At 35.1% G+C, this 24,415-nt stretch carries 22 protein-coding genes and 1 tRNA gene; 2 read left to right on the top strand and 21 right to left on the bottom strand.

Annotated elements, in window-relative coordinates; genetic code table 11:
* Positions 1-24: 24 nt before the first annotated feature.
* From HT680_RS05465 to HT680_RS05375, 19 genes are all read right to left on the bottom strand, one after another.
* Positions 25-1,794, bottom strand: coding sequence for a DUF4365 domain-containing protein (locus HT680_RS05465; protein WP_125448223.1), 1,770 nt, complete (start codon positions 1,792-1,794; stop codon positions 25-27).
* A 471-nt stretch (positions 1,795-2,265) separates the two neighbouring features.
* Positions 2,266-3,267, bottom strand: a complete 1,002-nt coding sequence (locus HT680_RS05460; protein ID WP_125448222.1) for a LacI family DNA-binding transcriptional regulator — start codon at positions 3,265-3,267, stop codon at positions 2,266-2,268.
* A gap of 129 nt (positions 3,268-3,396) precedes the next feature.
* Entirely contained in the window at positions 3,397-3,759 is a 363-nt protein-coding gene (locus HT680_RS05455; protein WP_125450186.1) for a hypothetical protein, read from the bottom strand.
* A gap of 94 nt (positions 3,760-3,853) precedes the next feature.
* Complete coding sequence (locus HT680_RS05450; protein WP_084973841.1) at positions 3,854-4,564, bottom strand: MgtC/SapB family protein; 711 nt, start codon at positions 4,562-4,564, stop codon at positions 3,854-3,856.
* A gap of 2 nt (positions 4,565-4,566) precedes the next feature.
* Positions 4,567-6,258 (bottom strand): iron ABC transporter permease, encoded by a 1,692-nt coding sequence (locus tag HT680_RS05445; protein WP_084973843.1) that lies wholly within the window; start codon positions 6,256-6,258, stop codon positions 4,567-4,569.
* An 11-nt stretch (positions 6,259-6,269) separates the two neighbouring features.
* On the bottom strand, positions 6,270-7,280 hold the full coding sequence (locus HT680_RS05440) for an ABC transporter ATP-binding protein (RefSeq protein ID WP_084973845.1): 1,011 nt from the start codon (positions 7,278-7,280) through the stop codon (positions 6,270-6,272).
* 103 nt (positions 7,281-7,383) lie between these two features.
* Entirely contained in the window at positions 7,384-8,463 is a 1,080-nt protein-coding gene (locus HT680_RS05435; protein ID WP_173258843.1) for an extracellular solute-binding protein, read from the bottom strand.
* Between the two features lie 36 nt (positions 8,464-8,499).
* The gene (locus tag HT680_RS05430; RefSeq protein WP_084973849.1) at positions 8,500-9,156 is read right to left on the bottom strand and encodes a DUF1868 domain-containing protein; all 657 of its coding nucleotides are present in this window, start codon (positions 9,154-9,156) and stop codon (positions 8,500-8,502) included.
* A gap of 141 nt (positions 9,157-9,297) precedes the next feature.
* Positions 9,298-10,311, bottom strand: coding sequence for a UDP-glucose 4-epimerase GalE (gene galE / locus HT680_RS05425; protein ID WP_125450192.1), 1,014 nt, complete (start codon positions 10,309-10,311; stop codon positions 9,298-9,300).
* A 12-nt stretch (positions 10,312-10,323) separates the two neighbouring features.
* Positions 10,324-11,799, bottom strand: a complete 1,476-nt coding sequence (galT, locus tag HT680_RS05420; RefSeq protein ID WP_125450193.1) for a UDP-glucose--hexose-1-phosphate uridylyltransferase — start codon at positions 11,797-11,799, stop codon at positions 10,324-10,326.
* Positions 11,800-11,815: 16 nt separating this feature from the next.
* Positions 11,816-12,454, bottom strand: a complete 639-nt coding sequence (locus HT680_RS05415; RefSeq protein WP_169446694.1) for a phosphate uptake regulator PhoU — start codon at positions 12,452-12,454, stop codon at positions 11,816-11,818.
* Between the two features lie 82 nt (positions 12,455-12,536).
* Entirely contained in the window at positions 12,537-13,268 is a 732-nt protein-coding gene (locus tag HT680_RS05410; RefSeq protein ID WP_125449783.1) for a protein phosphatase 2C domain-containing protein, read from the bottom strand.
* Positions 13,255-15,483, bottom strand: a complete 2,229-nt coding sequence (locus tag HT680_RS05405; RefSeq protein WP_125839106.1) for a glycosyl hydrolase family 28-related protein — start codon at positions 15,481-15,483, stop codon at positions 13,255-13,257. Before HT680_RS05405 ends, HT680_RS05410 begins: the two co-directional genes overlap by 14 nt.
* 482 nt (positions 15,484-15,965) lie before the next feature.
* Positions 15,966-16,037: transfer RNA gene (locus HT680_RS05400), tRNA-Arg, on the bottom strand.
* A gap of 42 nt (positions 16,038-16,079) precedes the next feature.
* Positions 16,080-16,427, bottom strand: coding sequence for a 50S ribosomal protein L19 (gene rplS / locus HT680_RS05395; protein WP_001068669.1), 348 nt, complete (start codon positions 16,425-16,427; stop codon positions 16,080-16,082).
* A 118-nt stretch (positions 16,428-16,545) separates the two neighbouring features.
* A complete protein-coding gene (crcB, locus tag HT680_RS05390; RefSeq protein ID WP_173258840.1) occupies positions 16,546-16,875 on the bottom strand; it encodes a fluoride efflux transporter CrcB in 330 nt (109 codons plus the stop codon).
* Positions 16,869-17,243, bottom strand: a complete 375-nt coding sequence (crcB, locus tag HT680_RS05385) for a fluoride efflux transporter CrcB (protein WP_173258838.1) — start codon at positions 17,241-17,243, stop codon at positions 16,869-16,871. Before crcB (HT680_RS05385) ends, crcB (HT680_RS05390) begins: the two co-directional genes overlap by 7 nt.
* Positions 17,240-17,506, bottom strand: coding sequence for a chorismate mutase (locus HT680_RS05380; RefSeq protein ID WP_173258836.1), 267 nt, complete (start codon positions 17,504-17,506; stop codon positions 17,240-17,242). Before HT680_RS05380 ends, crcB (HT680_RS05385) begins: the two co-directional genes overlap by 4 nt.
* Positions 17,507-17,622: 116 nt before the next feature.
* Positions 17,623-18,066, bottom strand: a complete 444-nt coding sequence (locus HT680_RS05375) for a flavodoxin (RefSeq protein WP_001162125.1) — start codon at positions 18,064-18,066, stop codon at positions 17,623-17,625.
* Positions 18,067-18,169: 103 nt separating this feature from the next.
* Here HT680_RS05375 and HT680_RS05370 point away from each other — a divergent pair, with 103 nt between their 5' ends.
* A complete protein-coding gene (locus tag HT680_RS05370; protein WP_173258869.1) occupies positions 18,170-19,105 on the top strand; it encodes a bifunctional oligoribonuclease/PAP phosphatase NrnA in 936 nt (311 codons plus the stop codon).
* 95 nt (positions 19,106-19,200) lie between these two features.
* A complete protein-coding gene (locus HT680_RS05365; protein ID WP_000710762.1) occupies positions 19,201-19,443 on the top strand; it encodes a type B 50S ribosomal protein L31 in 243 nt (80 codons plus the stop codon).
* 113 nt (positions 19,444-19,556) lie between these two features.
* On the opposite strand, the gene HT680_RS05360 is transcribed toward HT680_RS05365, so the two are convergent.
* Both HT680_RS05360 and carB read right to left on the bottom strand, forming a co-directional pair.
* Entirely contained in the window at positions 19,557-20,891 is a 1,335-nt protein-coding gene (locus tag HT680_RS05360; RefSeq protein ID WP_173258833.1) for an Nramp family divalent metal transporter, read from the bottom strand.
* A gap of 221 nt (positions 20,892-21,112) precedes the next feature.
* Positions 21,113-24,289 carry a carbamoyl-phosphate synthase large subunit gene (carB, locus tag HT680_RS05355; protein WP_173258831.1) on the bottom strand — a complete coding sequence of 1,059 codons (3,177 nt, stop codon included), beginning with the start codon at positions 24,287-24,289 and terminating at the stop codon, positions 21,113-21,115.
* Between the last annotated feature and the right edge of the window lie 126 nt (positions 24,290-24,415).

The following is a 24,415-nucleotide window of genomic DNA, read 5'->3' as shown; positions in this document are numbered from 1 at the left end:
ATCTCTTTATAATCTCTTTTAATTTTACGATAATTTCATATACAAAGTATAAATAGGAAAGTCTTTATATCTTTCTTTTGTCTCGTTATCCAGTTTATTCCAAAACAAATCAGCTTGCGGTTTCGATTTTAATAACACTGATGAACCGAAACAAAGTTCATAGTTATCATTACTATTTACTAAAATATTGCTTAGAATCTCCATTTCTTTGCTGTTTAATTTACGAACTCTAGATTTTATTTGAAGGTCATTTATTATAGCTATCTCACTATTTTGGGAGTATTTTAAGTTCCAATTAGAAAGACATTGTGCCCAATTAAGCAATAACTCTCTTCTAGAAACATCTTCTGCCATGTCAGCAGCAATAACTATTTTTATAATAGTGTTATTAGCATCTTCAAATTTCAAGTCATTATCAACTAATCTTTGATATGAGGCAATAACCGAATCAAAATTACAATTATCTATTTTTAGCCAATCGTTAGGTTCAAAAACTTCAAAAATTGAAATATCTGAAGAATCTTTACCCTCACCTCTCCTACACCAGGGAATTTCAGTAAAGATATCAATCATAGTTCCGTTCTTATCTATTGTAAAATTATATAAGGCAATAATATGGATATTAGCAATTCTTAGATGAAGTAATTTAGATTCATTATAATCTAAGGCAACCTTCTTCTTTAGAACAAGACCTGAATTAAGGATATTTAGATTTTTTTGAGATTGTTTATCAAAGTAGTTTAGATCAAGATCCTTTTGTACACCCATATTTTCCAAGAAGTTAGAAATCTGTCTCAAATCCTTTATATCGCTATCTAAATTCCGTGAAGTAATATCCGATATTGACTGATTATCTAGTTCTATTTTATTTCCATTGAGATTGAAATATCCTACTCTTCCTAGCTCTTGAAGTACCTCCGTACACTCCATGGCTTTTGAGAGCATATTAGACCTTGTATAATTAAATTTAAATATTTTTTTATTTACATCAAAGGACATTTTAAAGCATTCACCAAAATGTAGTTGTACACTCCCATCAGGGAATCGATGTCTTTTTACATCTTGAAAAGTAAAATCTCCAATTGTAATAATTAAATCAGTTTCCTCGTAAGTTTCGACAACCTTTATTGTATTTTCAAGTGGTATTTCAATACCAGTTAAAGGATCTTTATAATAAATGAAGAGATCGTGTTCTTTCTGATAGTTAAATATCTCTCCTTTTCCTTGTCCATAAAAATAGAATTTAAGATTATTATCGTCAGAGATATCTTCAACTGAGATACCATCAGTATTTATGAAGCTATACTGTCTCTGACTATTATTTATAAAATCCACTAACATTGGATACATCTTTTTTTCATCTAGTTTAAATATCTGTATGGACAGTTTCTTACTATTTGTAGATTTATTTTTTAATTTACTTTTTTTGAGCAAATCTTTTATAGAAAAAGGAGGCAATGATTTATAATAGATTTCTCGTAAGTCATTATTCTCACTCAACCAAACTACAAATAAAACTACGCCGCCATTTGATTTATATAATTCTAAATCTCTAGCATCTAATGGAAAGGATTTTAACACATCTTTTTTCTGTCTAGTGGTTTTAATCTGAACAGGTACTTTACCTAATATTTCGTCTTTCTTCTCACTCGATGATTTAAGAACATGAATTTCTCCATCCCACACTGGAGTTTTATCATTTCTATCAAAATAAGATTGAAGTAACTCATGCTTATCTATAAATGTCGACAGATATGAAACACCTAATGTCTCAATTTTTTTATTATTTGCCAAATCCGCACCTCGAAAAATAGCTCTATATACTTTATATTATAACATTAACAAAGAAAAACTTATATACTATAATTACAACTATTTAACTTAAACTGAATATTATAAACTTAAAAAATACTGTTCATTAATAATTACAAAATAAATAGACCAGTTTCCTGATCTACTTTATTCTATATTCATTGACTTTTGGTCACACTTTGGTCAAAAATTCCAAAAATACTAACTTATTTAAAAAAACTAACTTGTGATGATTGCCTATAAACAAACACTTTGAATTTTCTTTTTTTTCTTTACATTTCTAAAAATGCCCCCTATGGATATTATGGAGCCTATTTTGTTGTAGAAAAAAGTCCCATATCATCTATAATGAAAAGCGACTAAACAACTCATTAGAAACTAAATGGAGGCTAAACAGAACTTATTTTAGAACACTCCATCTTTTCCACTAGGATTTTCAAGAATTAAACAATACTAGAAACTCTGTCTCCTAACAAATTTAGGAGAAACTTCAACAGATGTGACACTTTCCCCTTTAATAATTGCTAAAACACCTTCTATCATTTTTTGGGCTAACATAGCATAATTAGGAGAAATAGTAGACAGAGCTGGAGTATAATATTGCGAAATAGGAATATTATCGAATCCAATTATTGAAATATCATCAGGAATGGTAATCCCCTTCTCATAGCACGCACGAATCAGCCCTTGAACCTTCTCATCCCCTGAAACAAATATCATATCCGGATGATTTTGATTAGATAAATTATTTATAGCATATGAATAAACTGAATCAATTGTAGTTAAACCATAAATAACTTGCAAATCCATTAAATAATTTTTATCAGTCAGAAAAGTACGAATACCTTTTTCACGATCCTTATTAACAAGAGATTCCCCTCCCATAAGTAACAACATACTTTTAATATTCTCTTTTGTTACTAATTCCATCATATCATAAGTTGCTTGAAAATTGTTATTAGATACATAAACAACATCAGGTGTTCGAGATTCTCCAAAAACTATAAAAGGCATATTATTCTTCTGTAAATAATTAATCCGAATATCGTCTTTACTTTCATAAAATACTATTACTCCATCTATTAAGCTTCCTGTACTTGAAATTATTGAATTCCTAATCGTATCTTCTTCACCAAAGTATTCAACAATAGCGTTTACACCAAACTCTTTACAAGTTTGTAGAACTCTATCTAGTAAAGTTTGAAACCAAATCAAGGGAAAAGAATCAATCTTTTTAACGGAAATCAAAATGTTTGTAGTTTCTTTCTTAGTCAAATTTTTTGCATATGCATTTGGAACATACGACAACTCATCAATGACTTTTTGAATAGCTCGATAAGTTTCTTCTTTTACCTTTTCACCACCGTTAATAACACGTGAAACAGTTTTTGGAGAAAAACCTGATAAATGCGCAATATCATAAATAGTTACCTTTTTATCGTTTAAATTTTTCACTTTAGTCCTCCATTTATGATTTATCTAATTTTATTATACAATATTTACTTTTTTTAACAAGAGAATTTAGTAAAATATTTTAATGTATCTTAACAAAAACTTTAATTTCAAAATTTTCTATTTTATACTCTATTCTTCCGATTCAAAAAAATAACATTGACAATTAAAATCTTTATTCTTTACAATTTTTTCTACTTCACAACTGATAAACTTGTATGAAAATAACTTACCACGAAAATATAAAAAATCATTTTCGGTAAAATCCATTGAAACTATAAAAGTATCTAATAACATTTGGACATAGCAGTCTAAGATCGGAATAATCTTTTCCTTAACAATAACTTTTGCTAATATATCATCAGCTGGTAAAGAAGACGAAAATACAATTTCACAAATATCATAAAAAGAATGAAATCTATATACTTGCACTAAAGAATTATATTCAAAATACGTTATTCTTCCACAGTCAAAATTAATATTATATACCTTCATTTATGTTTATCCTTATACTTTGCAAATAATTTCGAGTCAATTATCACCTAAAAAACAAAGGGACAAGAATAACTGCCCCTTTGTTTATTCTATATCAACTAACTTCTTCGACATAAATAACACCAACAATATTTGCTATTTCTTCCATTAGTTTAAGATGTTCAAACTTACCTGAAAGTTCTAGAGTCATAAATGATGCTATTCTTTTGTCTGGAACATCAAAATATTCAATTCTTTCAGAATTAACATCTCCAAAAGCAGTTCTTGAATCATTCAATCGAATTCCATTTTCTGCACAATAAACTAATACTCGATTATATGCCTCAGTAGATTTAACTACAATATATAATTCAATAACTTTTGAACGACTTTGAAGATATTTTTTTAAAGGCTGAAACATAGAAATCACACTCCACACAGAAATAGCTACTAACAGAGCACCTTCATAAAAACCTACTCCAATAGCTAAACCTATTCCTGCAGAAGCCCAGATTCCTGCTGCAGTTGTCAGACCAGTAACCTTCTTTTTATCTGTGATAAGAATTGTTCCAGCTCCAAGAAAACCAACACCAGAAATAACTTGAGCACCTAAACGTGTCGGATCTCCTGTTCCAAACTTATAAGATACAAATTCATTAGTCATCATAATCAAACAAGCAGCCATACAAACGATACTATGTGTACGAATACCTGCTGGTTGAGATTTACTTCCTCTTTCTAAGCCAATAATACTTCCAATGACCAAAGATAACACGACTCTAATAATAATTTCAATGTATGATAGTCCAATGCTGGATGATTGCATTACTATTTCCTTTTCTTACCACGCGGTCTCTGTGTGAAGTACAATACAGTTCCTGAAATAATCATTAGAACAATTGTATAAACAAATACAAGAGCTTGTGCATTAGATGTTGCTGTTTCATCACCTGCAGAACGAATCGTAATACCTAATGGTTGAGCCAATGGATGATAAAGGAATACAGATAAATCGAAATCGGTCAATAAAGAGTTAAAGTTGAGTGCGATAACAGAAAGAACTACCGGCAAGATGAAAGGAATAATAACCTTCATCATTGTGTAAAATGGTGAAGCCCCCATACTTCTAGCAGCATCCTCCATCTCATCATCAACACTAAATAAGATTGCACGTACCATTCTATAAGAGAATGGAATTTTTACAACAATATAAGCGATTAGCAAAATTACTAAACTACCAACTAGAATCTGGTTAAAGACTAAAAGTTGAGGTTGGTTGAAAGTGAACAATAAACTAACTGCTAGAAGTGTACTTGGTAATAGCCAAGGAAGAAGAGCTCCGTATTCGAACAAGAAATCAAATCGAGTTTTATGTTTACGAACTACTCGCGCAAACACAACAGCAAGAACTGTTGCAGTAGTTGCTGCAATGATAGAATATATAAAGCTGACTAGGAATGGAGAAAACGCAACACTATTACTAAAGAACAATCTGTAATTATCAAGAGTAAAGTTTGATAATGATAAGTTTCCTGACTGTATTGCAACTGGGTCAGTAAATGAATACAATACAATGAAAATCAATGGTAACATGAAAACAGTGAACAAAGCATAAGCAACAATATGTGCAATGATATTCCATGGTTTAGATGTGATTTTTTGTTTTTTCAAAGGTGCTTTCGTTTTAGAAATAGAAATATAATTTCCGCCTTTTTCGATCTTGTTCATAATAGTAAGCAAAATCGTAGTGGCAATACCCAAAATAATTGCTAGAAAGGCGGCTAAGTCACGAGAATTTCCCATTCCAGCAAATGTTATGATCATTGGGTTAATAGTTTGGAATTCTTTCCCACCAACAATCATAGGTGCTGCTACTGCTGATAACCCACTTAGAAAAACCATAATTGTAAGAGCGAATAAAGTAGGAATTAGAGTTGGCAATACTACTTTTCTAAACACTGTAAATGGTTTGGCACCCATATTACGTGCAGCTTCAATAGTATGATAGTCTACACTTCGAATTGTATTAGTTAGGAATAAGGTGTGATTAGCAGTACCAGAAAATGTCATAATAAATAGAACTGCACCATAACCAATAAACCAGTTAGGATCTAAAGATGGAATAATACTTTGTAAAAATTTGGTAATCATTCCATATGGTCCATAAACGAATTTATAACCAGTAGCCAAAACTACTCCACCGTAGATTAGTGACGTCATGTATCCTAGTTTTAATATTTTAGCTCCTTTAATATCAAAATATTCTGTAAACAATACACAAAGTACACCAACAACATTAACAGTTATAATTAGTGAGAATGCTAACTTGAAACTGTTAAAAATACTCTGAATCGCACGTTGAGATTTAAAAGCTCGTTGTACGACATCAAGTGAAAACTCCCCACCTTTCACAAATACATTAACTACTAAATCAAAGTTTGGATAAATGATGAAAGTTACCAAGAACCAGATTAAGCCTAAACGAATGAGCCAATCTTTCCAATTTAATTTATGACGCATACTGCCCCTCCTTAAAATTGCAGAACGTCTGATGGTGTGATAAATAATTCCACACTTTCTCCGACAGATCTAATAGCTGACTGACTATCGATACTTGTTACATTAAGAATTTGGTTTTCAGATACCTGAACAGTATAGTGAATTGTAACTCCTGAAAATTCAACATCAATAATTGAACCTTTTAAGACAAAATCCTGATCCGTTTCACGTTTGAAGCGAACTTTTTCTAAACGAATGTAACCTTTTTTATCTTCCAAAAAAACATGAGCATTATTTAGAAGAATTCCGTGAACAGTTTCATCTGTAAGTACGTTAATGTCTCCAATGAAATCACATACAAATTCTGTTTGAGAATTATGATAAATTTCTACTGGTGTCCCCACTTGTTCAATAAAACCATTATTAAAAACAGCAATCCTATCAGATAGCGTTAACGCTTCCTCTTGGTCATGTGTAACATATAGAGTTGTAATTCCCAATTCTTTTTGAAGACGTTTCAACTCTTTTCTCAAATCCACACGTAATTTTGCATCTAGGTTTGACAAGGGTTCATCCAAACATAGGATTTTAGGTTCCAAAACAAGAGCACGAGCTAAAGCTACACGCTGCTGTTGTCCTCCAGATAATTCTGAAACGTTACGTTGCAATTGTTGATCTGAAATCTTAATTTTAGCAGCCACTGCAGAAACCTTGGCTTTAATAACATCTGGAGCAACTTTTTTAACTTTTAAACCAAATGCAATATTATCAAAAACTGTCATTGTTGGAAATAGTGCGTAAGATTGGAATACGATCCCGATTCCACGTTTTTCAGGCTCCAAGTGCGTAACATCTGTGCCATTAACCTCAATACTTCCAGATGAAGGGTCTAGAAAACCTACCAAAGCTCTCAAAGTTGTTGATTTACCACATCCAGAAGGTCCTAGAAAGGTAAAGAATTCTCCTTCCTGAATATCTAAATTAAGATTATCAATCGCGATAAAATCACCATATTTAATTTGAATATTATCAAATTTAATCATATTATTAACTTCCTTTACTAATATATAAAAAGTCCCTCTTAATTTCTTTTGTATGTGCAGAAACATTAGAGAGACTTGGAATTTTAAAAATTACACTTATGTCCTATTTTACATATTCAAGTTCAGCTTTTTCGACCCATTCGTCCAAATGTTTTCCAACAGCTTCCCAATCAATACTTTGTGGTTTCACTTGATCAACAAATTTCTTAGTTGCTTCTGGTAACTCTTTCACTGCCTCAGTATTTGCAGGAATAGAACCAAAGTTTTTGCTATACTCTACTTGAATTTCTGTTTGACCAAACCAATCAATAAATTCTTTAGCTAAAGCTTGTTTCTTACTAGTATTCAAAATCATTGTTTGTTCAGTTACAAACGGGACACCAATTTCAGGAGACATTACTTTAAATACAACATTTTGTTCTTTCTGTCCAACTAATGCACCAGAACCCCACATCATTCCATACTGGATTGGGTCATCCTTATCCAACATTTTAACAATTGAACTTTCACCCTTTTGAAGAGTGTACGCATTTTCCAAATATTCTTTAGCTGCTTGCCAACCTTTTTCAGAAACACCCAATTCTCCTTTATCATCTAGATAACGAACAAGGATACTTGCCAAGATAGCACGCCCTGTTCCACCTGAGAGCCCAGAAATTGAATATTTACCTTTATACTTGCTACCTAACTCAGTCCAATCTTTAGGCATTTCTTTTACATCAGGCGCCCCAATTAAAACTAATGGTTGAACAATCACAGGATTATAATAATTATCTTTATCTGATAAAGATTGATCAATTTTATCTAACCATTTAGGCTTGTACTGTACTAGTAATTTTTGATCTCTAATTTTATTTGAATCAACAGCACCAATTCCAAATACCATATCTGCAACTGAATTATTCTTCTCAGCAATAACACGGTCTGCTAATTGAGCGCCAGGGATATCAACCATTTTAATATTGAAACCAGCTTCTTTTGCTTTAGCAGTTAGCCAATCTCCACGTCCGTTTGAAACAGAGTTAGAATAAATTACTAATTCTTGGCTCTTATCAGCTTTTTCTTCTGATTGAGGTGTATCGCTCGAAGAATTTGATGAATTATTTGAACCACCTGAACATGCTGCCAATGTTGTAACCGCAACCCCTGCAGCTAAAAGCGATAACAATTTAGATTTTTTCATATGAAAACTCCTTTATATTTTTAATAATAATTTTTTTTAAAATTTTTCACAATATGGAACAAATCGTCTCATATCTTCAAATACTGTATAATCAATACGATTTACAGTAATTACAGGAATCTTTTCAAGTAGAACTTTTGTTAATTCCTTTTTCACCTTTGTAAACTCTTCATTTTCATCTTCCGTTAATGGAACTCGAAGATATCCAATTGAGATATGGAATTGATAGCGATCATGATTAGGGAATCGAACACCTGCTTTTTCTGAAACATACGTTCTAATTTCTTCTAATCGTTTAGCTGATTTTTCATCTGCTGGTTCAACTAAAATGTTTTGATTGCCCATTTCAGTAACTCGCATATGAATATCTTCGTTGAGTAATGGGAAGATTTCTAGTTGCTTAGCAAAGTAATCATGAATTTCTTGTAATGGTGTATCTAGTGGTAGATGACTACTCCAAAATTCAGACTCACGATTTTCGTGACAAAGTAACTCTATTACTGTCATATGAATAGAATCTCTTGGAGTTAATGTAAATTTATCTATAAATGGCAACTCTCTATAACGTGATTGAATGATATCAACAACTTCCATCAAATCTGAATTAGTATAAAGATTTGCAACAACTGTATTCCCTGGGAAATGATTAAATTCCCCGTTCTCTTTGAACTTAATTTTTGTTAAGTTTTTCATAAAAAGACCTTCTTTTTTATTTTTGACATCGGTGTCATTAATGTTTACATTATACAATGTAAACGATTACTTTGTCAAGCGCTTTCATAATTTTTTTTTGATTTTTTTTATATATACATATCACAAGACTATTGTGCTTTATTATTTATTGTATCCATTAGGATTTTTGGATTGCCAATTCCATGTATCTCTACACATATCTTCAACCGTTTTCGTAGTCTTCCAATTTAACTCCTTATACGCTTTGTCTGCATTTGCATAACAAGTCGCAACGTCTCCTGATCGTCTTGGAACAATTTTATAAGGAATTGGAACCTTATTGACACTTTCAAATGTATTTACAAGTTGTAATACACTAGTTCCCTCTCCTGAGCCCAGGTTATAAATATAAACATCTGTTTTTTCGGATACTTTTTCTAAAGCTTTTATATGCCCTATCGCTAAATCCACTACATGGATATAATCGCGAACACCAGTACCATCTACCGTATCATAATCATCTCCAAAAACACTTAGCTCTGATCGCTTGCCTACAGCTACTTGTGCAATAAAAGGCATCAAGTTGTTGGGAATTCCAGAGGGGTCTTCACCAATAAGCCCAGACTCATGAGCCCCGATCGGATTAAAATAACGAAGCAATGCAATACTCCACTCTGAATCTGCTACATGAACATCTTTTAAAATTTGTTCAAGCATCACTTTGGTGTACCCATAAGGGTTTGTTGCACTTGTCGGCATTGTCTCAATGAGGGGTGATTGATTGTGAATGCCGTATACAGTCGCACTCGATGAAAATACAATCTTCTTAACTTTAAACTCTGACATCACTTCAACAAGAGCTAATGTGCTCATAATATTATTTTCGTAGTACATCACAGGCTTTTGCACGGATTCTCCGACAGCTTTGTATCCTGCAAAATGAATTGCAGCCTCAATAGATTCTTGTTCAAAAACTTTTCTCAATCCTTGTTTATCACAAACATCTAATTCGTAAAACGCAGGACGTTTCCCAGTAATTGCTTCAATCCGATCTAATACCAAGATGCTAGAGTTCGAAAGGTTATCGACAATTACGACTTCCTTCCCTAAATTTAATAATTCTACTACGGTATGGCTACCAATATAACCAGCTCCGCCTGTCACCAATATTGCCATTTGGGGTTCCTCCTAACTAATTCCAACCGACTTAACAAATCTCATAAACGCTTCATGTCCAAACGGAGTATTCTTATAAACGCCAGCATCTTCGAGAACTCTCGCAAATACTTGTCCTACTTCGTGTTGAACTACGCGATTAACCTCTTCTTTTTTAATATTAGGATATTTTTCTTTCAATTGGTCAGCCCATTCTAAATGATAGTTTGCAATTGAATTTTTTTCTCCTAAAAGATATTTTTCAACTTCTTCTAACTCTGTTTTCAAACGAGGTGGTAAAATCGCAAGTCCCATCACTTCGATTAACCCGATATTTTCCTTTTTAATATGTTGTACATCTTGATGAGGGTGGTAAACACCATCTGGGTATTGTTTAGTAGTATGGTTATCTCTCAGAACAATATCCAATTCATATCTTCCATCCACTTTACGAGCAATAGGAGTCACCGTATGGTGTGGAATATCTTCAGTCTTAGCAATGATGTCTACTTCTAAATCTGAATATTCTCTCCAGATATTTAGGATTTTAGTAGCTAATTCTACCAAACGATTTTTATTTTCACCTTGTAGCCTAATCACTGACATCGGCCATTTTACAATACCTGCTTTAACATCCTCAAAGTCTTTAAAAAGAAATTCTCTCTCAATTTTTGCTTTTTCCATTGGGAAAATATGTTTTCCTCCCTGGTAGTGATTATGACTAAGAATAGAACCTCCTGAGATAGGAAGATCAGAATTTGAACCAGCAAAATATCCTGGTAAAATATCAACAATCTCCAATAATTGTTCAAATGTTTTGGACGTAATAGCCATTGGTACATGTTGACTATTCAAGAATATCGCATGCTCATTAAAATATGAGTATGGGGAATACTGGAAACCCCATACTTCGTCTCCCAGTTCCAACCGAATAATTCTATGATTAGCACGTGCTGGATAATTTATTCTCCCCTGATAACCTTCATTTTCCATACAAAGTAAACATTTTGGATAATTAGATGACTTTACCAATTTCTCTGCTGCGATTGTTTTCGGATCTTTTTCCGGTTTTGATAAATTGATTGTAATTTCAAGTGAACCATAATTAGTTTCAGTATGAAAAGCTATATTTTTAGCGATAGCTGACAATTTAATATAGTCGCTATCTTTACTTAACTGATAGAACTCTTCAACTGCTTCCTGTGGCGAAACATCATATGAACTCCAAAAAATATCATTAAGGCGACTTGGTAATGGAACGATAAAATTCATCAGCTCTGCACCTAAACATTCCTTTGCCTCAGCTAAATCAGCAATTTTACCGTTCTTTAAAGCTATTTCTACTAAATTGTCTTTTAATTTTTTAAGATCACTATCATTTGAAATCTTATCAGTTCCTTCTTCACCGATTAAAGCCAATATTCTATTTTTTATATATATTTGGTCCATCGATTTATAAATTCCATATTCAATAACTTTATTAGCAAAATTATCTACTATTGTCTGCATATATACTCCTCTTTAACTATAATACTCCAATTTCCTGATAATCTAACCATTTATAAATAGATTTTGTTGTATGGGACATCTTATCAAGAATATTAATAACTTCTAAAAATACAATAGCTTCATCAACATTTGAGGATTCAATAAGAAAGTTCTCTACTACTTTGTCTCCTAGTTTTTGACATAGACCAGATATCAACTTACATTTTTTATTATAGTCATATACGTCAGGTTCATAGTTTCTATTCTTATACCATGTTAGAGTTTTCTTTAAGTGATCCCCTAGAATAAAATGTATTTTTAGCATTTCATAAAATAATGGTCCCCATTCATGCATTGTATGAATATTTTTTAAATTCTTAACTATTTCAATGATTCGATCACCAATACGTTCAATATCTGTGGATAATTTTACTATAGTTATAATTTTTCTCAAATCAACAGAAACAGGATGTTGTAAACAGATGAGTTCAATACCTTTCATATCTATTGTAACAACTGCTTCATTAATAACTAAATCATTATCTATAATACTTTGTTTTTGAACTTCAGTTAAATCATCAAATATCATTTCATATTTTTTTATTATAGAAATCCATATATCTTCTAGATTATTAGACAACTCAATAATTTCATTGTCAAAATGCTTTCTCAACATTATCTAACCTCAATAATCAATTGCACTATAAAGAACTCGTATAGATAACTGTCTTTATAGTTCATCATATGATGAAATTATTTTAAACATCAATTATCAAAATACTTGCATCATCTTTTTTACCATAAATAGGATCAATATTTGTAGATTCTTTTCTCATTTCAATTAACTCTCCAAAATTGTAGCCTGAATTTTGAGTATAAAAATCGTAAAAACCATCAGTCATTAAAACAATATGATCACTAGTTACTTCCAAACTACCATTGATAACATGATTTATACTACTTTTGTCTAGTGAACCTATCCAATATCCATCTGGTTTATTAGCTAGCTTCCTAATATTTTGTAATATAGTCTTTTTATCAACTTCATCATTAGATTTGATTGAAAATTTTCCTTGTTCAAAAAGGCAATCTACTCTATGGTCTGTAATAGTTTGATTGTTGACTATCATAACACAATCGCCAATCATTATGTATTCTAATTTTAAACCAGATAATTTCGCAAAAATAAAGGCAAAAGTTGGTAACTGGTAATAATCATCAAACTCACACTGATCTATCTCTATTATTTTTCTAACATCATCCAAAACAAGCTCGAAAATTTTCTTCAATGATAACGAATCGTCACAATACTGCTTGAGACATTCAGAAATAAGGTGAGATACTTCTGAAACTGAATAACCTATAGAGTCTTTTGAATTAAATAAATCTGTTGCTCCATCTATAATCCAGAAATATTGATTTTTGTAACCTACGCTATCTTCGTTCTCTATAGTGCTACCTTGTATTGAGCATATTCTATCTATCTTCATAATGACGTTTAAAACTCCGTTGTCCAAATAGAAGGCAAATTCCAATAATAGTTAAAAGCAACTCAACCATTTTATTTAATCCAGTTTTTGGTAATGCATGTTGATTATTTTTTGTCTTAACTACTTCACTAACATTAGTTACGTCATATTGTTTTTGTGAAATTTCTCCTGTTACTACATTACCTGAATCATGATTTGATTTTTCAATTTTATCATCTACACTATTTACTGAGTAATTATTAGCTAAACTATTTTTGTTTTCAGCTACAGGTTTTATTTCCTCTGCATGCTTATCTGAGTGGTTATCTGAATGATTACCTGAATTTTGCGAAAAGATTTTATAACTTTCATTCTCAGTTATAATATTAAAATCACCGACACTATTATTTGTGTCTGAACTGGTCCCATTAAAATCAGTTTTAAGTAAAGAAACATGATTTCCTGTTAAATTGGAAAGTTGGTTATTTAAGACAGTGATACTTCCAGCGGATTCTTCAATTACGATTCCGTCTTTACCTCCTGAAATGATATTATCAGACACTACCAAATTGTCGCTGACTCTTAACATTTCAATATTTGGCTGTTCAGTATTTTTCGAATTATTACGAATGATATTCTTTGTTACAGTAATATCAGTTACTTTTCCAAGATAATCTGCACTATCTTTTGCAATTCGTATTGCTTTAGTGTTAGAATCAGCAATATTAAATACATTTCCAGTAATAGTCACATGTTTATTCAAATCTAATATATCTTTAACATTTTTATAACTATAAGCATTAACTAAAGCAGCACCATTTTCACGATAGTGTACACTTTCCTCTTTAGTTTTCTTATCAAACCTATTTCCTTTTATTAAAATATCAGTAAATCCTGTAAAGCGAATACCCGCATACATCATATTATCAAAATGATTATTTAGAATTTTAATATTTGAAGGATTTTCAGTTGTTGCAGTTTGATAATGTGTCCCAATTGCAGTTACTAATTCACCTGATTTTTCACTTTTACCAAAATAAGAATTTTGAATTGTTACATTTTCAGATTTTTGACCATTATCATTTAATGCATATGGAAAGCCTTTTCTGGTTAATGGCTCTATTTGAATAGACTCCTTACTGATGATCTGACCATCCTTCATAGTCTTAGGGAGAGCTTGTCCCAAAAACCGAGAGTTGTCTACTAGTACATTTTTTGAACCTGCAATTTGAATGGCATGTCCCTGATAGCTATCTTTAAAGGTTACATTACTTATTGTTACGTTTTTTGAATTTCCTATAGCAAAGGCTCCTGAAGAATTGATCAAAGGAAGATTCTTAGCTTTTGTCCTCTCTTCATTCAAAGCTCCGTTCATATCAATTGTTCCACCAGAGTAACTGATATCTTCGGTTGGTTCCCACTCAACTTGATCTCCATCATCAGTGAATAAACCTGTCATGAATACAATAGAAGGATGATTTTTGATATTGATACCATTTAATATTGTAGCTTTTTCATGTACTTCTATGTGTGTATGACTTCTCAAAAAGACAATTTCTTTAACTAAATAAGTTCCCTCAGGAAAATATACTTTTCCTCCACCTAATCCTTTAGCAGCTGCATCTATTGTATCTTGAATTGCTTGTCTGTCATCATTAACCCCATCGCCTACTGCACCATAATCTTTTACATTTAAAGCCGAAACTTCAATTCCTTTTTCTAAGGCAGTGTTACTCTCTCGCACTTCATTACTATTAGAGGTATCTGCAACTTCGTTCTCAGAACTAACTGACTTTGAATAAGTACTAATAAAATCAGTCAAACTGTCATGTTTACTAGTTAAGGAACCTTCTAAAGTTTTGATAGTTGAAGTAGAAAGGTCACTATTAGAAACAAGAGGAGAATCTTTCATTTCATCTTCAAAAGTTCCAGTATTTACCCCATCTTCTTTATATTCTTTATTAGGTGTCAAAGGAGAATCAACATTACTATCGGTTAATTGTGAAGTAGAAGAGTCAATCCCAGTAGGTTTATCATAATTATTAGTTGATGAGCTTTCTAAACTATTGGTGGTTGAAGTAGAAAGCTTATTTATAGATATCTGTGAAGTACTTGTAATAACTTCATCAGCAAAAACACTTTGTACCCCCAAGAATGAAACCGCTACCAAAACAGAGCACAATCCAACCTTAAGTTTCCGAATACTAAAAACCTCATTGTGAACAAAATGCTTCATAAAACACCTCCAAATTTTTTATTGTTTTTTTACTATGTATCACTAAATTTTTTTACATCAGACAAAATGACACCGCTGTCATTATCCTTATCATATATTTTCTAAATAAAATTGTCAAGGGATAACACAATAAAATACAACATTTTTTTAAAGCGTAATCATATTTAAAACTTTATATCTGTTCTATAAACCAAAAATATTATTTAGTCTCTTCCAACATTTTTAAATGGACAGAACAATTTCATAGTGAAAATGATAAAATATTTTTTAATAACTCTTAATACTGTTTCACAAAAAATAGACCAATTTCTTGATCTACTTTACTTTATATTAATTTCTAAAAATTTAATTTTGGTCAAAATTTGGTCATGATTTGGTCAAAAAAACAAAAAATACTAAATTATTTTTAAAAATTAACTTGTGATGATTGCCTTAAAATAAACACTTTGCATATTCTTTGCTTTTCTTTGCATTACTTAAAATGCCCCCTGCAGGAATCGAACCTGCAACTACTCCTTAGGAGGGAGTTGTTATATCCATTGAACTAAGGGAGCTAGAGAAAAACTCTGCTAGGTAAGCAGAGTTTTTTAGTCGAATTAACGACGGATTTCTTTGATACGAGCTGCCTTACCTTGAAGTGCACGCAAGTAGTACAATTTCGCACGACGTACTTTACCGTAACGAACAACTTCGATCTTTTCAACACGTGGAGTGTGGATTGGGAAGATACGCTCAACACCTACACCGTTAGAGATTTTACGAACTGTGTAGTTTTCTGAGATGCCAGCACCTTTACGTGCGATAACAACACCTTCAAAAATCTGGATACGTTCACGGTTACCTTCGACAACTTTCGCATGTACACGAACAGTGTCACCAGGACGGAATGATGGGATATCTGTACGAAGTTGACCTTCAGTCAAGCTTTGGATTAATGGATTCATTTTATTCTCCTATCTTTGTCAATCTTGAGGAACCTTCCTCAGCGGATAAACTGTATTTTTGTGCGTCCATTACACACAAGATACAGTTTACCAAATTTCCACATAAAAGTAAAGAAATTTATAGCAGAATTCCTAAAAAAATCGCTAGAAAACCACCTATGTAGGTTAAGACTAAATAGCTATAAAATACCTTCTTGTCACTAAGTAGTCTTTGCAGCTCATCATTCAAGGTTGAAAAGGTCGTCAACCCACCACAGAAACCTGTCGCTAGGATAGCATAGACTTCCTTGGACTCCACATGGTTGTAGAGCAAGCCAATCAAAAAACAACCGAGAAGATTGGCTATGAGAGTTCCTAGGGGCAATTTAGAAGCTTGATTGTATCGAGAAAAGAAATACCGAACTAGGGCTCCAAAGCCACAAGCGATTGCAAGATAGACGATTACCATTTCTTCCTCCCTAGATAATAAGCCAAGAGCAGGCCTCCACCAATGCTCAAAAGCAAATACAGAACCAAACTAAGATAACGCCCGGTATCCAGTAGTTTCACAACATCAAGCATTAGACTAGAAAAGGTTGTCAGGCCACCACAAAATCCTGTCCCAAGCGCCAAAACCAAGCCCTTGCTGGTTCCCTTATAGGCCAGATAGCCTTTTACCAGATAGACCAGGTAGAAAATACCCAGATAGTTGACAAGGAGGGTACCCCAAGGAAAGTCTGGACTAGCTGGTAACCAAGTGGAAACCAGATAGCGGACAAGACCTCCCAACATAGCAGCCAGAAAAATCCCTAGCGGATAAAATTGTTCTTTTTTCATTTGATGTTTTGATCCTGATAATCACGCGAACGTTTGAGAATGTCTGAAAAAGTCTCAACAATGGTCTCCTGATAGCGCTTATCTTCTACTCGATTTTTGACTTTTTCAAAAATAACTTCTTCTCTCTTAGAATCTAAGATTGGTTTACTAGATGCTTTTTTATAAGCGACAACCCCTTCAACTAAATGCATTCTTTCTTCCAGGAGCTTGACGATTTGATCGTCAATTTGATCAATTTCTTGCCGAATACTATCTAAATCCATAGTGTCTCCTCCTTTATTTGAATTATTGTATCAAAAAGCCACCAAATAGGCTAGTAAAATCCCAAAATAGCTAATAAAAAACGCACCGACTCCTTTCAGTCAGCGCAGTTTGATTCTTATCCTACTTTTGCAGCCAATTCTTCTGCGAATTGTTCCAAGCGTTCGATGTCTTCTTCTTCGGCAGAAAGATCAACTTTAACACACTCTGAACCTTTTTCTGCTCCTGTCGCTACAAAAACGCGATCAAAGTCATCAACAGCCTTACAAAATTCGTCGTAGAAGGTGTCACCTGAACCGACCACTCCGTAGATTTTACCATTCAAGTTGAGGTCTGCTAGGTCTTCATAGAAGTCCATCATCTCATCTGGCAATTCTCCATCTCCGTAAGTGTAAGTCGCAACGATAGCGATGTCCGCTTCCAAGAAGTCTGAAGCGTCAACAGTCGTACATTCATCAACATCGACATCCAAGCCCAAATCACGCAATTTATCTGCTACAATATCTGCAATTTCTTCGGTATTACCGGTCATACTGGCAAATACAATTTTTGCTAATGCCATATCGTCCTCCTCAATTTATCTCTCTCCATTATATCATATCTTTTTCATTTTAAAAATAAAAATTCTTGTGCTACAATGAAATGAGAAAGAATTGAGGTTATTTATGGAGATTTGTCAGCAAATTTTAGAGAAAATCAAAGAATACGATACCATCATCATTCATCGTCATATGAAACCGGACCCTGATGCCTTGGGAAGTCAGGTAGGTTTGAAAGCCTTGCTCAATCACCATTTTCCAGAAAAGACCATCAAAGCTGTTGGTTATAATGAACCGACTTTGACTTGGATGGCAGAAATGGATACTGTTCAAGATAGTGACTACCATGGTGCTCTTGCTATTATTTGTGATACAGCGAATCGGCCTCGTATCGATGATAAACGCTATGAACAAGCTGCTTTCACCATCAAAATCGATCACCATCCAAATGATGATATCTATGGCGACCTATCTTGGGTGGATACAAGTTCAAGCAGTGCCAGTGAGATGATTGCTCTATTTGCTCAAGAAAACCAACTAACTTTGTCTAGCGAAGCGGCACGACTTCTCTATGCAGGAATTGTCGGAGACACAGGGCGTTTTCTCTACCCGTCAACTAGTGCCCGTACCTTTAGAATAGCTGGCCAGCTCCGAGAAGTTGATTTTGACTTTGCTGGATTGTCTCGTCAAATGGATACCATGAGCTTCAAGATTGCAAAATTGCAAGGATATGTTTATGATCATTTAGAAGTTGATGAGAATGGAGCTGCACGCGTTCTTCTCAGCCAAGAAATCTTGAAACAGTACAATGTTACCGACGCTGAAACCGCAGCGATTGTCGGAGCACCTGGTCGAATCGATACCGTTAAGGCTTGGGCTATCTTTGTTGAACAAGCTGATGGTCACTTCCGTGTGCGTATGCGCAGTAAAATTATCCCTATCAATGAAATTGCCAAAGAACACGACGGAGGAGGACATCCATTAGCCAGTGGCGCCAATTCCTATAGTCTAGAAGAAAATGAAATCATCTACCAAAAATTAAAAAACTTGCTTAAAAACTGATAAAATACTTGCCAAACTTTTCAGAATCTGATAGACTAGTATGGTAACAATCTATGGCTCGCAAAGAGACCATGGCAGAAAGGAAATATTGCAAAATGAAAAAAGATATCCATCCAGAATATCGCCCAGTTGTCTTCATGGACACAACTACTGGTTACAAATTCCTTAGCGGTTCAACTAAACGCTCTAACGAAACTGTTGAGTTCGAAGGCGAAACTTACCCATTGATCCGTGTGGAAATTTCATCAGACTCACACCCATTCTACACTGGACGTCAAAAGTTCACCCAAGCAGATGGACGTGTGGATCGTTTCAACAAAAAATACGGTCTCAAATAATCATAAAAAGAACAGTTACTACTGTTCTTTTTTTACTTCTTTTTATGAACCAACCACTACTATTATCTCAATATCAAGCTTCAAGCTAGTGCCGAAAACTAATTTGAACAAGTTTAAAAAATATCAAAAAGAAGTTTGATATTGAGAATGGTCAAGATGATTGAAACTGCGTAACCTAGGATTGTGTTCCACTTGGCATTGGTGAATTCTCCCATCAGTGACTTCTTAGAGGTCAGATAAATTAAGGGGAAGATTGAAAACGGAAGAGCGATTGACAGAAAAACCTGTGAATAGACCAATAACTGATCCAAGGTTTTTTCTTGATGTCCAAACAAGACGGCTACAATAATCACAGGGAGCAAGGCAAAAATACGGGTACCGATACGGATAATCCACTGAGGCAATTTCAGATGTAAGAAACCTTCCATGACAATCTGTCCCGTTAAGGTACCTGTAATGGTCGAATTTTGACCACTTGCTAGGAGGGCTAGGGCAAATAAAGTTGATAGAGTTGAACTGGCTATTGCTCCTGCTATCGTCGAATCCTGTAGAGCATTATACATTTGAGAAAAAGCTGAAATTTCAGATGCATGACCAAAAAAGAGGGAGGCACCTAAAATGAGAAGTAAGGAATTGACAATAAAGGCTAGGGACAACTGAAGATTTGAATCCCAGGTCATAAAGCGAACTGCTTTTTGAACATCCTTCTTATCTTTGTGATTGATTTTTCTTGTTTGGGATAGAGAGGAATGGAGATAGAGATTATGGGGCATGACTGTCGCTCCTACAATCCCCAGAGCCAAGGTCAATTGACTTTCATGACCCGGTAATGGTGTTTCAAATAAAGTTGAAGTTGGCAAATAACCACCAATGATCCCCTGGATACTTGGATTGGATAAGGCCACAAGATAGGTAAAGATGGCTAATATGGTTAAAATAAGGGTCGTAACAATAGCTTCAATTTTTTTGAAACCAAATTTCATCAACAACAACAAAAGAAACACATCTAAAACGGTTAAGAGGATAGCAATCATAATCGGTATTTTAAACAAAAGATTTAAGGCAATCGCTGAACCTAAAACTTCAGCCAAATCTGTCGCCATTAAAGCTAATTCTAAAATCACCCATAAACTATAGCGAAGCCACTTGGGAGCATGATGAGCTGTGGCCTGCGCTAGGTCCATCCTAGTCACGATACCGAGCTTTCCAGCCATCTGTTGTAGCTGCATGGCAATGATGGATGAAATTAAAATAACAAATAAAAGGCTGTACTTGTAGGAGGCGCCACCAACCACACTGGTGATCCAGTTTCCTGGATCCATGTAGCCAACTGCCACAAGTGCACCAGGTCCTAAGAATGCTTTTAGATTTTGCCAAAAATGATTGTTATTTGGAGTCTCAATAGATTGATTGATCTCAGAAAGAGAGACTTTTTCATAAGAGGACATAGGGATTTCCCACTTTCTAATCTGTCTTTACATATTTCTTAATAGAATATTTTTTTGAAAGAATGGTGAAAATAGTTTACCTATTTCCAATTCACCCTTATTATATCACATTTTAGAATGATTCCTAAGAAAACAAATGATAGTTGAAATAGGCAATATCAGTATTGTAAAAGCCAGCGTTTTTTGACGCTGGCTTTAAAACTGTGAAAAATATTTCTCAACTAGATCGCTTCTGTGACAAAACTGCGACTTTCTAATACCTTGAGCATGGCATCTGCTGTGTCTAGGGCTGTAAAGAGTGGCACACCGTGTTCAATGGCTGAACGGCGAATTTGCTCACCATCTTCGTCAGCAGTTCGTTTGGTTCCGACAGTATTGATGATCGCTTGAATTTTCCCTTTGCGGACAAAGCTTGGGATATCCTTCTCATCATCACCAATCTTACCAACAGGTTGAGCATGCAGTCCATGACTGGCAAAGAAAGATGCTGTCCCTTCTGTCGCGAGAATACCATAACCGATATTTTGGAAACGGCGAGCCAAGTCCAAGGCTTCTTCTTTGGCATCATCTGCTATGGTAAAGACTACATTTCCAAAGGTTGGCAAATGGAGGTAAGAAGCTTCAAAGGCTTTATAGAGGGCTTTTTCTAGAGTTGCATCAGATCCCATGACTTCACCTGTTGACTTCATTTCAGGACCGAGTAAGCTATCTACCTTAGCTAACTTGGTGAAGGAGAAGACTGGTGCCTTGATATGAACGCGTGTACTTTCAGGGTAAAGTCCATCTTGGTAGCCAAGTTCTTCAAGACTTTGCCCAAGAATGAGCCTAGTCGCTACCTGAGCCATAGGAATATTAGTTACCTTAGAAAGGAATGGAACCGTACGGCTGGCACGTGGATTGACCTCAATAACATAGACTTTTTCATCCTTGATGACAAACTGGATGTTCATCATACCAAGACAGTTAAGACCGATTGCTAGGCGTTTAGTATAGTCAGCGATTGTTTCTTGCACCTTTTGCGACAAGGTTTGTGGAGGATAGACAGCCATTGAGTCACCTGAGTGGACACCGGCACGTTCGATATGCTCCATGATACCAGGGATGAGGACATTTTTTCCATCTGAGATGGCATCAACTTCACACTCTTGCCCAACGATGTAAGAATCAACAAGAACTGGATGATCTGGACTTGCCTTAACAGCGGTACGCATGTAAGAACGGAGGTCTTCTTCGTTTTCAACGATTTCCATGGCACGTCCACCCAAGACATAAGATGGGCGAACGAGAACTGGGAAACCAATCTTGCGAGCTGCAAGCACTGCTTCTTCTTCATTGGTAGCCGTTTGTCCTGGTGGCTGTGGAATATCCAAATCTTTGAGGGCTTGCTCAAAGAGGTCGCGGTCCTCCGCGCGATCCAAGTCAGCAACTTGTGTACCAAGAATAGTCACACCTGCTTTTGCCAAGGGCTCAGCAAGGTTGATGGCTGTTTGACCACCGAACTGAACAATAACACCTTTTGGTTGCTCCAAGTCAATGACATTCATGACATCTTCGAATGTCAATGGCTCAAAGTAAAGTTTGTCTGATACCGAGAAGTCGGTTGAAACGGTCTCTGGGTTTGAGTTCATGATGATGGCTTCGTAACCAGCTGCTTGGATAGCTTTAACAGAGTGAACGGTTGCGTAGTCAAACTCAACTCCTTGCCCGATACGAATTGGACCTGAACCTAGGACAAGTACAGATTCCTTATCAGACTTGATAGACTCATTTTCCCAGCCATAGGTTGAATAGAAGTATGGTGTTTCAGAGTCGAACTCTGCCGCACAAGTATCTACCATCTTGTAGACAGGAACAATCTTGTTTTCCAAGCGAAGGTGGCGAACCTGGCCAGCTGTCGTTTCCCAGAGTTCAGCAATCTTACGGTCTGAGAAACCATTAAGTTTAGCAGTTTTCAAGACTTCTAGATCTTGTGGATGGGCACCCAATTCTTGCTCAATTTCAAAGATATGCAAGAGTTTATCCAGATAGAAGATATCAATCTTGGTCAATTCAGCAATTTCTTCTGGTGTGTAACCACGGCGAATGGCCTCTGATACGTAGAAGAGACGATCATCTTGGGCCTTGACAACCTTTTCAATCAAGGCATCATCCGAAACAGATGCAAGTTCAGGCATTTCATTGTGGTGAACCCCAATTTCAAGAGAGCGACATGCCTTGAGAAGTGACTCCTCGATGTTACGACCGATGGCCATAACTTCTCCAGTTGCCTTCATCTGGGTACCAAGACGACGTTCACCCTTTTCAAACTTGTCAAATGGGAAACGTGGAATCTTAGCAACGACGTAGTCAAGGGCTGGCTCAAACATGGCATAGGTTGAACCTGTAACTGGGTTGATGACCTCATCCAAGGTCAAACCAACGGCAATCTTGGCAGCCAATTTGGCGATTGGGTAACCTGTTGCTTTAGAAGCAAGGGCTGAAGAACGAGATACACGAGGATTTACTTCGATAACATAGTACTTGAAGCTATGCGGATCAAGTGCTAGCTGAACATTACATCCCCCTTCAATCTTGAGGGCACGAATGATGCTCAAGCTGGCATCACGAAGCATTTGGTTTTCATAGTCTGACATGGTTTGCGCAGGGGCGAATACGATGGAATCCCCTGTGTGAATCCCAACTGGGTCAAAGTTTTCCATGTTACAAACAACGAGGGCATTATCAGCCGAGTCGCGCATGACTTCGTATTCGATTTCCTTGAAACCTGCAATGGAACGCTCAATCAAACATTGGGTAACAGGTGACAATTTCAACCCATTTTCAGCGATTTCACGTAGTTCTTCCTCGTTGGCACACATACCACCACCAGTACCACCAAGGGTGAAGGCTGGACGGACAATGACTGGGTAGCCAATTGTCGCTGCAAAGGCAACAGCTTCTTCCACTGTGTTGACAATTTCAGATTCTGGGATTGGTTGCTCAAGCTCTTCCATCAATTGTTTAAAGAGGTCACGGTCCTCCGCTTGGTCGATGGCAGACAATTTAGTTCCCAGAAGTTCGACACCAAGCTCATCTAGAATACCATTTTTAGACAATTCCATGGCCATGTTGAGACCCGTCTGACCACCGAGAGTAGGCAGCAAGGCATCTGGACGTTCCTTACGGAGAATACGAGTTACAAACTCAAGTGTGATTGGCTCAATATAAACCTTGTCCGCAATCTCCTTATCCGTCATGATGGTGGCAGGATTTGAGTTAACCAAAACAACCTCATAGCCTTCCTCTTTCAAAGACAAGCAGGCCTGGGTCCCAGCGTAGTCAAACTCAGCAGCCTGACCAATAATAATCGGACCAGAACCAATCACCATAATTTTTTGAATATCAGTACGTTTAGGCATAGTTTATGATACAAAGCCCGTCAAGAACAAAGTGAAAATAGGAAACTCGGTGCAGACGCCTTCAGCGTCAAAACGATGTTTATCTTTTTCACACAGTTCTTAGGGCGTGTTCACTTCCGCGAACAA

This window comes from Streptococcus sp. 5905, from assembly GCF_013276505.1.
Taxonomy (GTDB): domain Bacteria; phylum Bacillota; class Bacilli; order Lactobacillales; family Streptococcaceae; genus Streptococcus.
Note: the sequence above shows the minus strand (reverse complement) of the source record. Positions and strands in the feature narration are given on the sequence as shown.

Coding starts and splice junctions, on each gene's coding strand:
- HT680_RS05455 (WP_125450186.1), bottom strand. CDS start 3,759: ATGAAGGTATATAATATTAATTTTGACTGTGGAAGAATAACGTATTTT.
- HT680_RS05450 (WP_084973841.1), bottom strand. CDS start 4,564: ATGCAATCATCCAGCATTGGACTATCATACATTGAAATTATTATTAGA.
- HT680_RS05445 (WP_084973843.1), bottom strand. CDS start 6,258: ATGCGTCATAAATTAAATTGGAAAGATTGGCTCATTCGTTTAGGCTTA.
- HT680_RS05440 (WP_084973845.1), bottom strand. CDS start 7,280: ATGATTAAATTTGATAATATTCAAATTAAATATGGTGATTTTATCGCG.
- HT680_RS05435 (WP_173258843.1), bottom strand. CDS start 8,463: ATGAAAAAATCTAAATTGTTATCGCTTTTAGCTGCAGGGGTTGCGGTT.
- HT680_RS05430 (WP_084973849.1), bottom strand. CDS start 9,156: ATGAAAAACTTAACAAAAATTAAGTTCAAAGAGAACGGGGAATTTAAT.
- galE (WP_125450192.1), bottom strand. CDS start 10,311: ATGGCAATATTGGTGACAGGCGGAGCTGGTTATATTGGTAGCCATACC.
- galT (WP_125450193.1), bottom strand. CDS start 11,799: ATGCAGACAATAGTAGATAATTTTGCTAATAAAGTTATTGAATATGGA.
- HT680_RS05415 (WP_169446694.1), bottom strand. CDS start 12,454: ATGTTGAGAAAGCATTTTGACAATGAAATTATTGAGTTGTCTAATAAT.
- HT680_RS05410 (WP_125449783.1), bottom strand. CDS start 13,268: ATGAAGATAGATAGAATATGCTCAATACAAGGTAGCACTATAGAGAAC.
- HT680_RS05405 (WP_125839106.1), bottom strand. CDS start 15,483: ATGAAGCATTTTGTTCACAATGAGGTTTTTAGTATTCGGAAACTTAAG.
- rplS (WP_001068669.1), bottom strand. CDS start 16,427: ATGAATCCATTAATCCAAAGCTTGACTGAAGGTCAACTTCGTACAGAT.
- crcB (WP_173258840.1), bottom strand. CDS start 16,875: ATGGTAATCGTCTATCTTGCAATCGCTTGTGGCTTTGGAGCCCTAGTT.
- crcB (WP_173258838.1), bottom strand. CDS start 17,243: ATGAAAAAAGAACAATTTTATCCGCTAGGGATTTTTCTGGCTGCTATG.
- HT680_RS05380 (WP_173258836.1), bottom strand. CDS start 17,506: ATGGATTTAGATAGTATTCGGCAAGAAATTGATCAAATTGACGATCAA.
- HT680_RS05375 (WP_001162125.1), bottom strand. CDS start 18,066: ATGGCATTAGCAAAAATTGTATTTGCCAGTATGACCGGTAATACCGAA.
- HT680_RS05370 (WP_173258869.1), top strand. CDS start 18,170: ATGGAGATTTGTCAGCAAATTTTAGAGAAAATCAAAGAATACGATACC.
- HT680_RS05365 (WP_000710762.1), top strand. CDS start 19,201: ATGAAAAAAGATATCCATCCAGAATATCGCCCAGTTGTCTTCATGGAC.
- HT680_RS05360 (WP_173258833.1), bottom strand. CDS start 20,891: ATGTCCTCTTATGAAAAAGTCTCTCTTTCTGAGATCAATCAATCTATT.
- carB (WP_173258831.1), bottom strand. CDS start 24,289: ATGCCTAAACGTACTGATATTCAAAAAATTATGGTGATTGGTTCTGGT.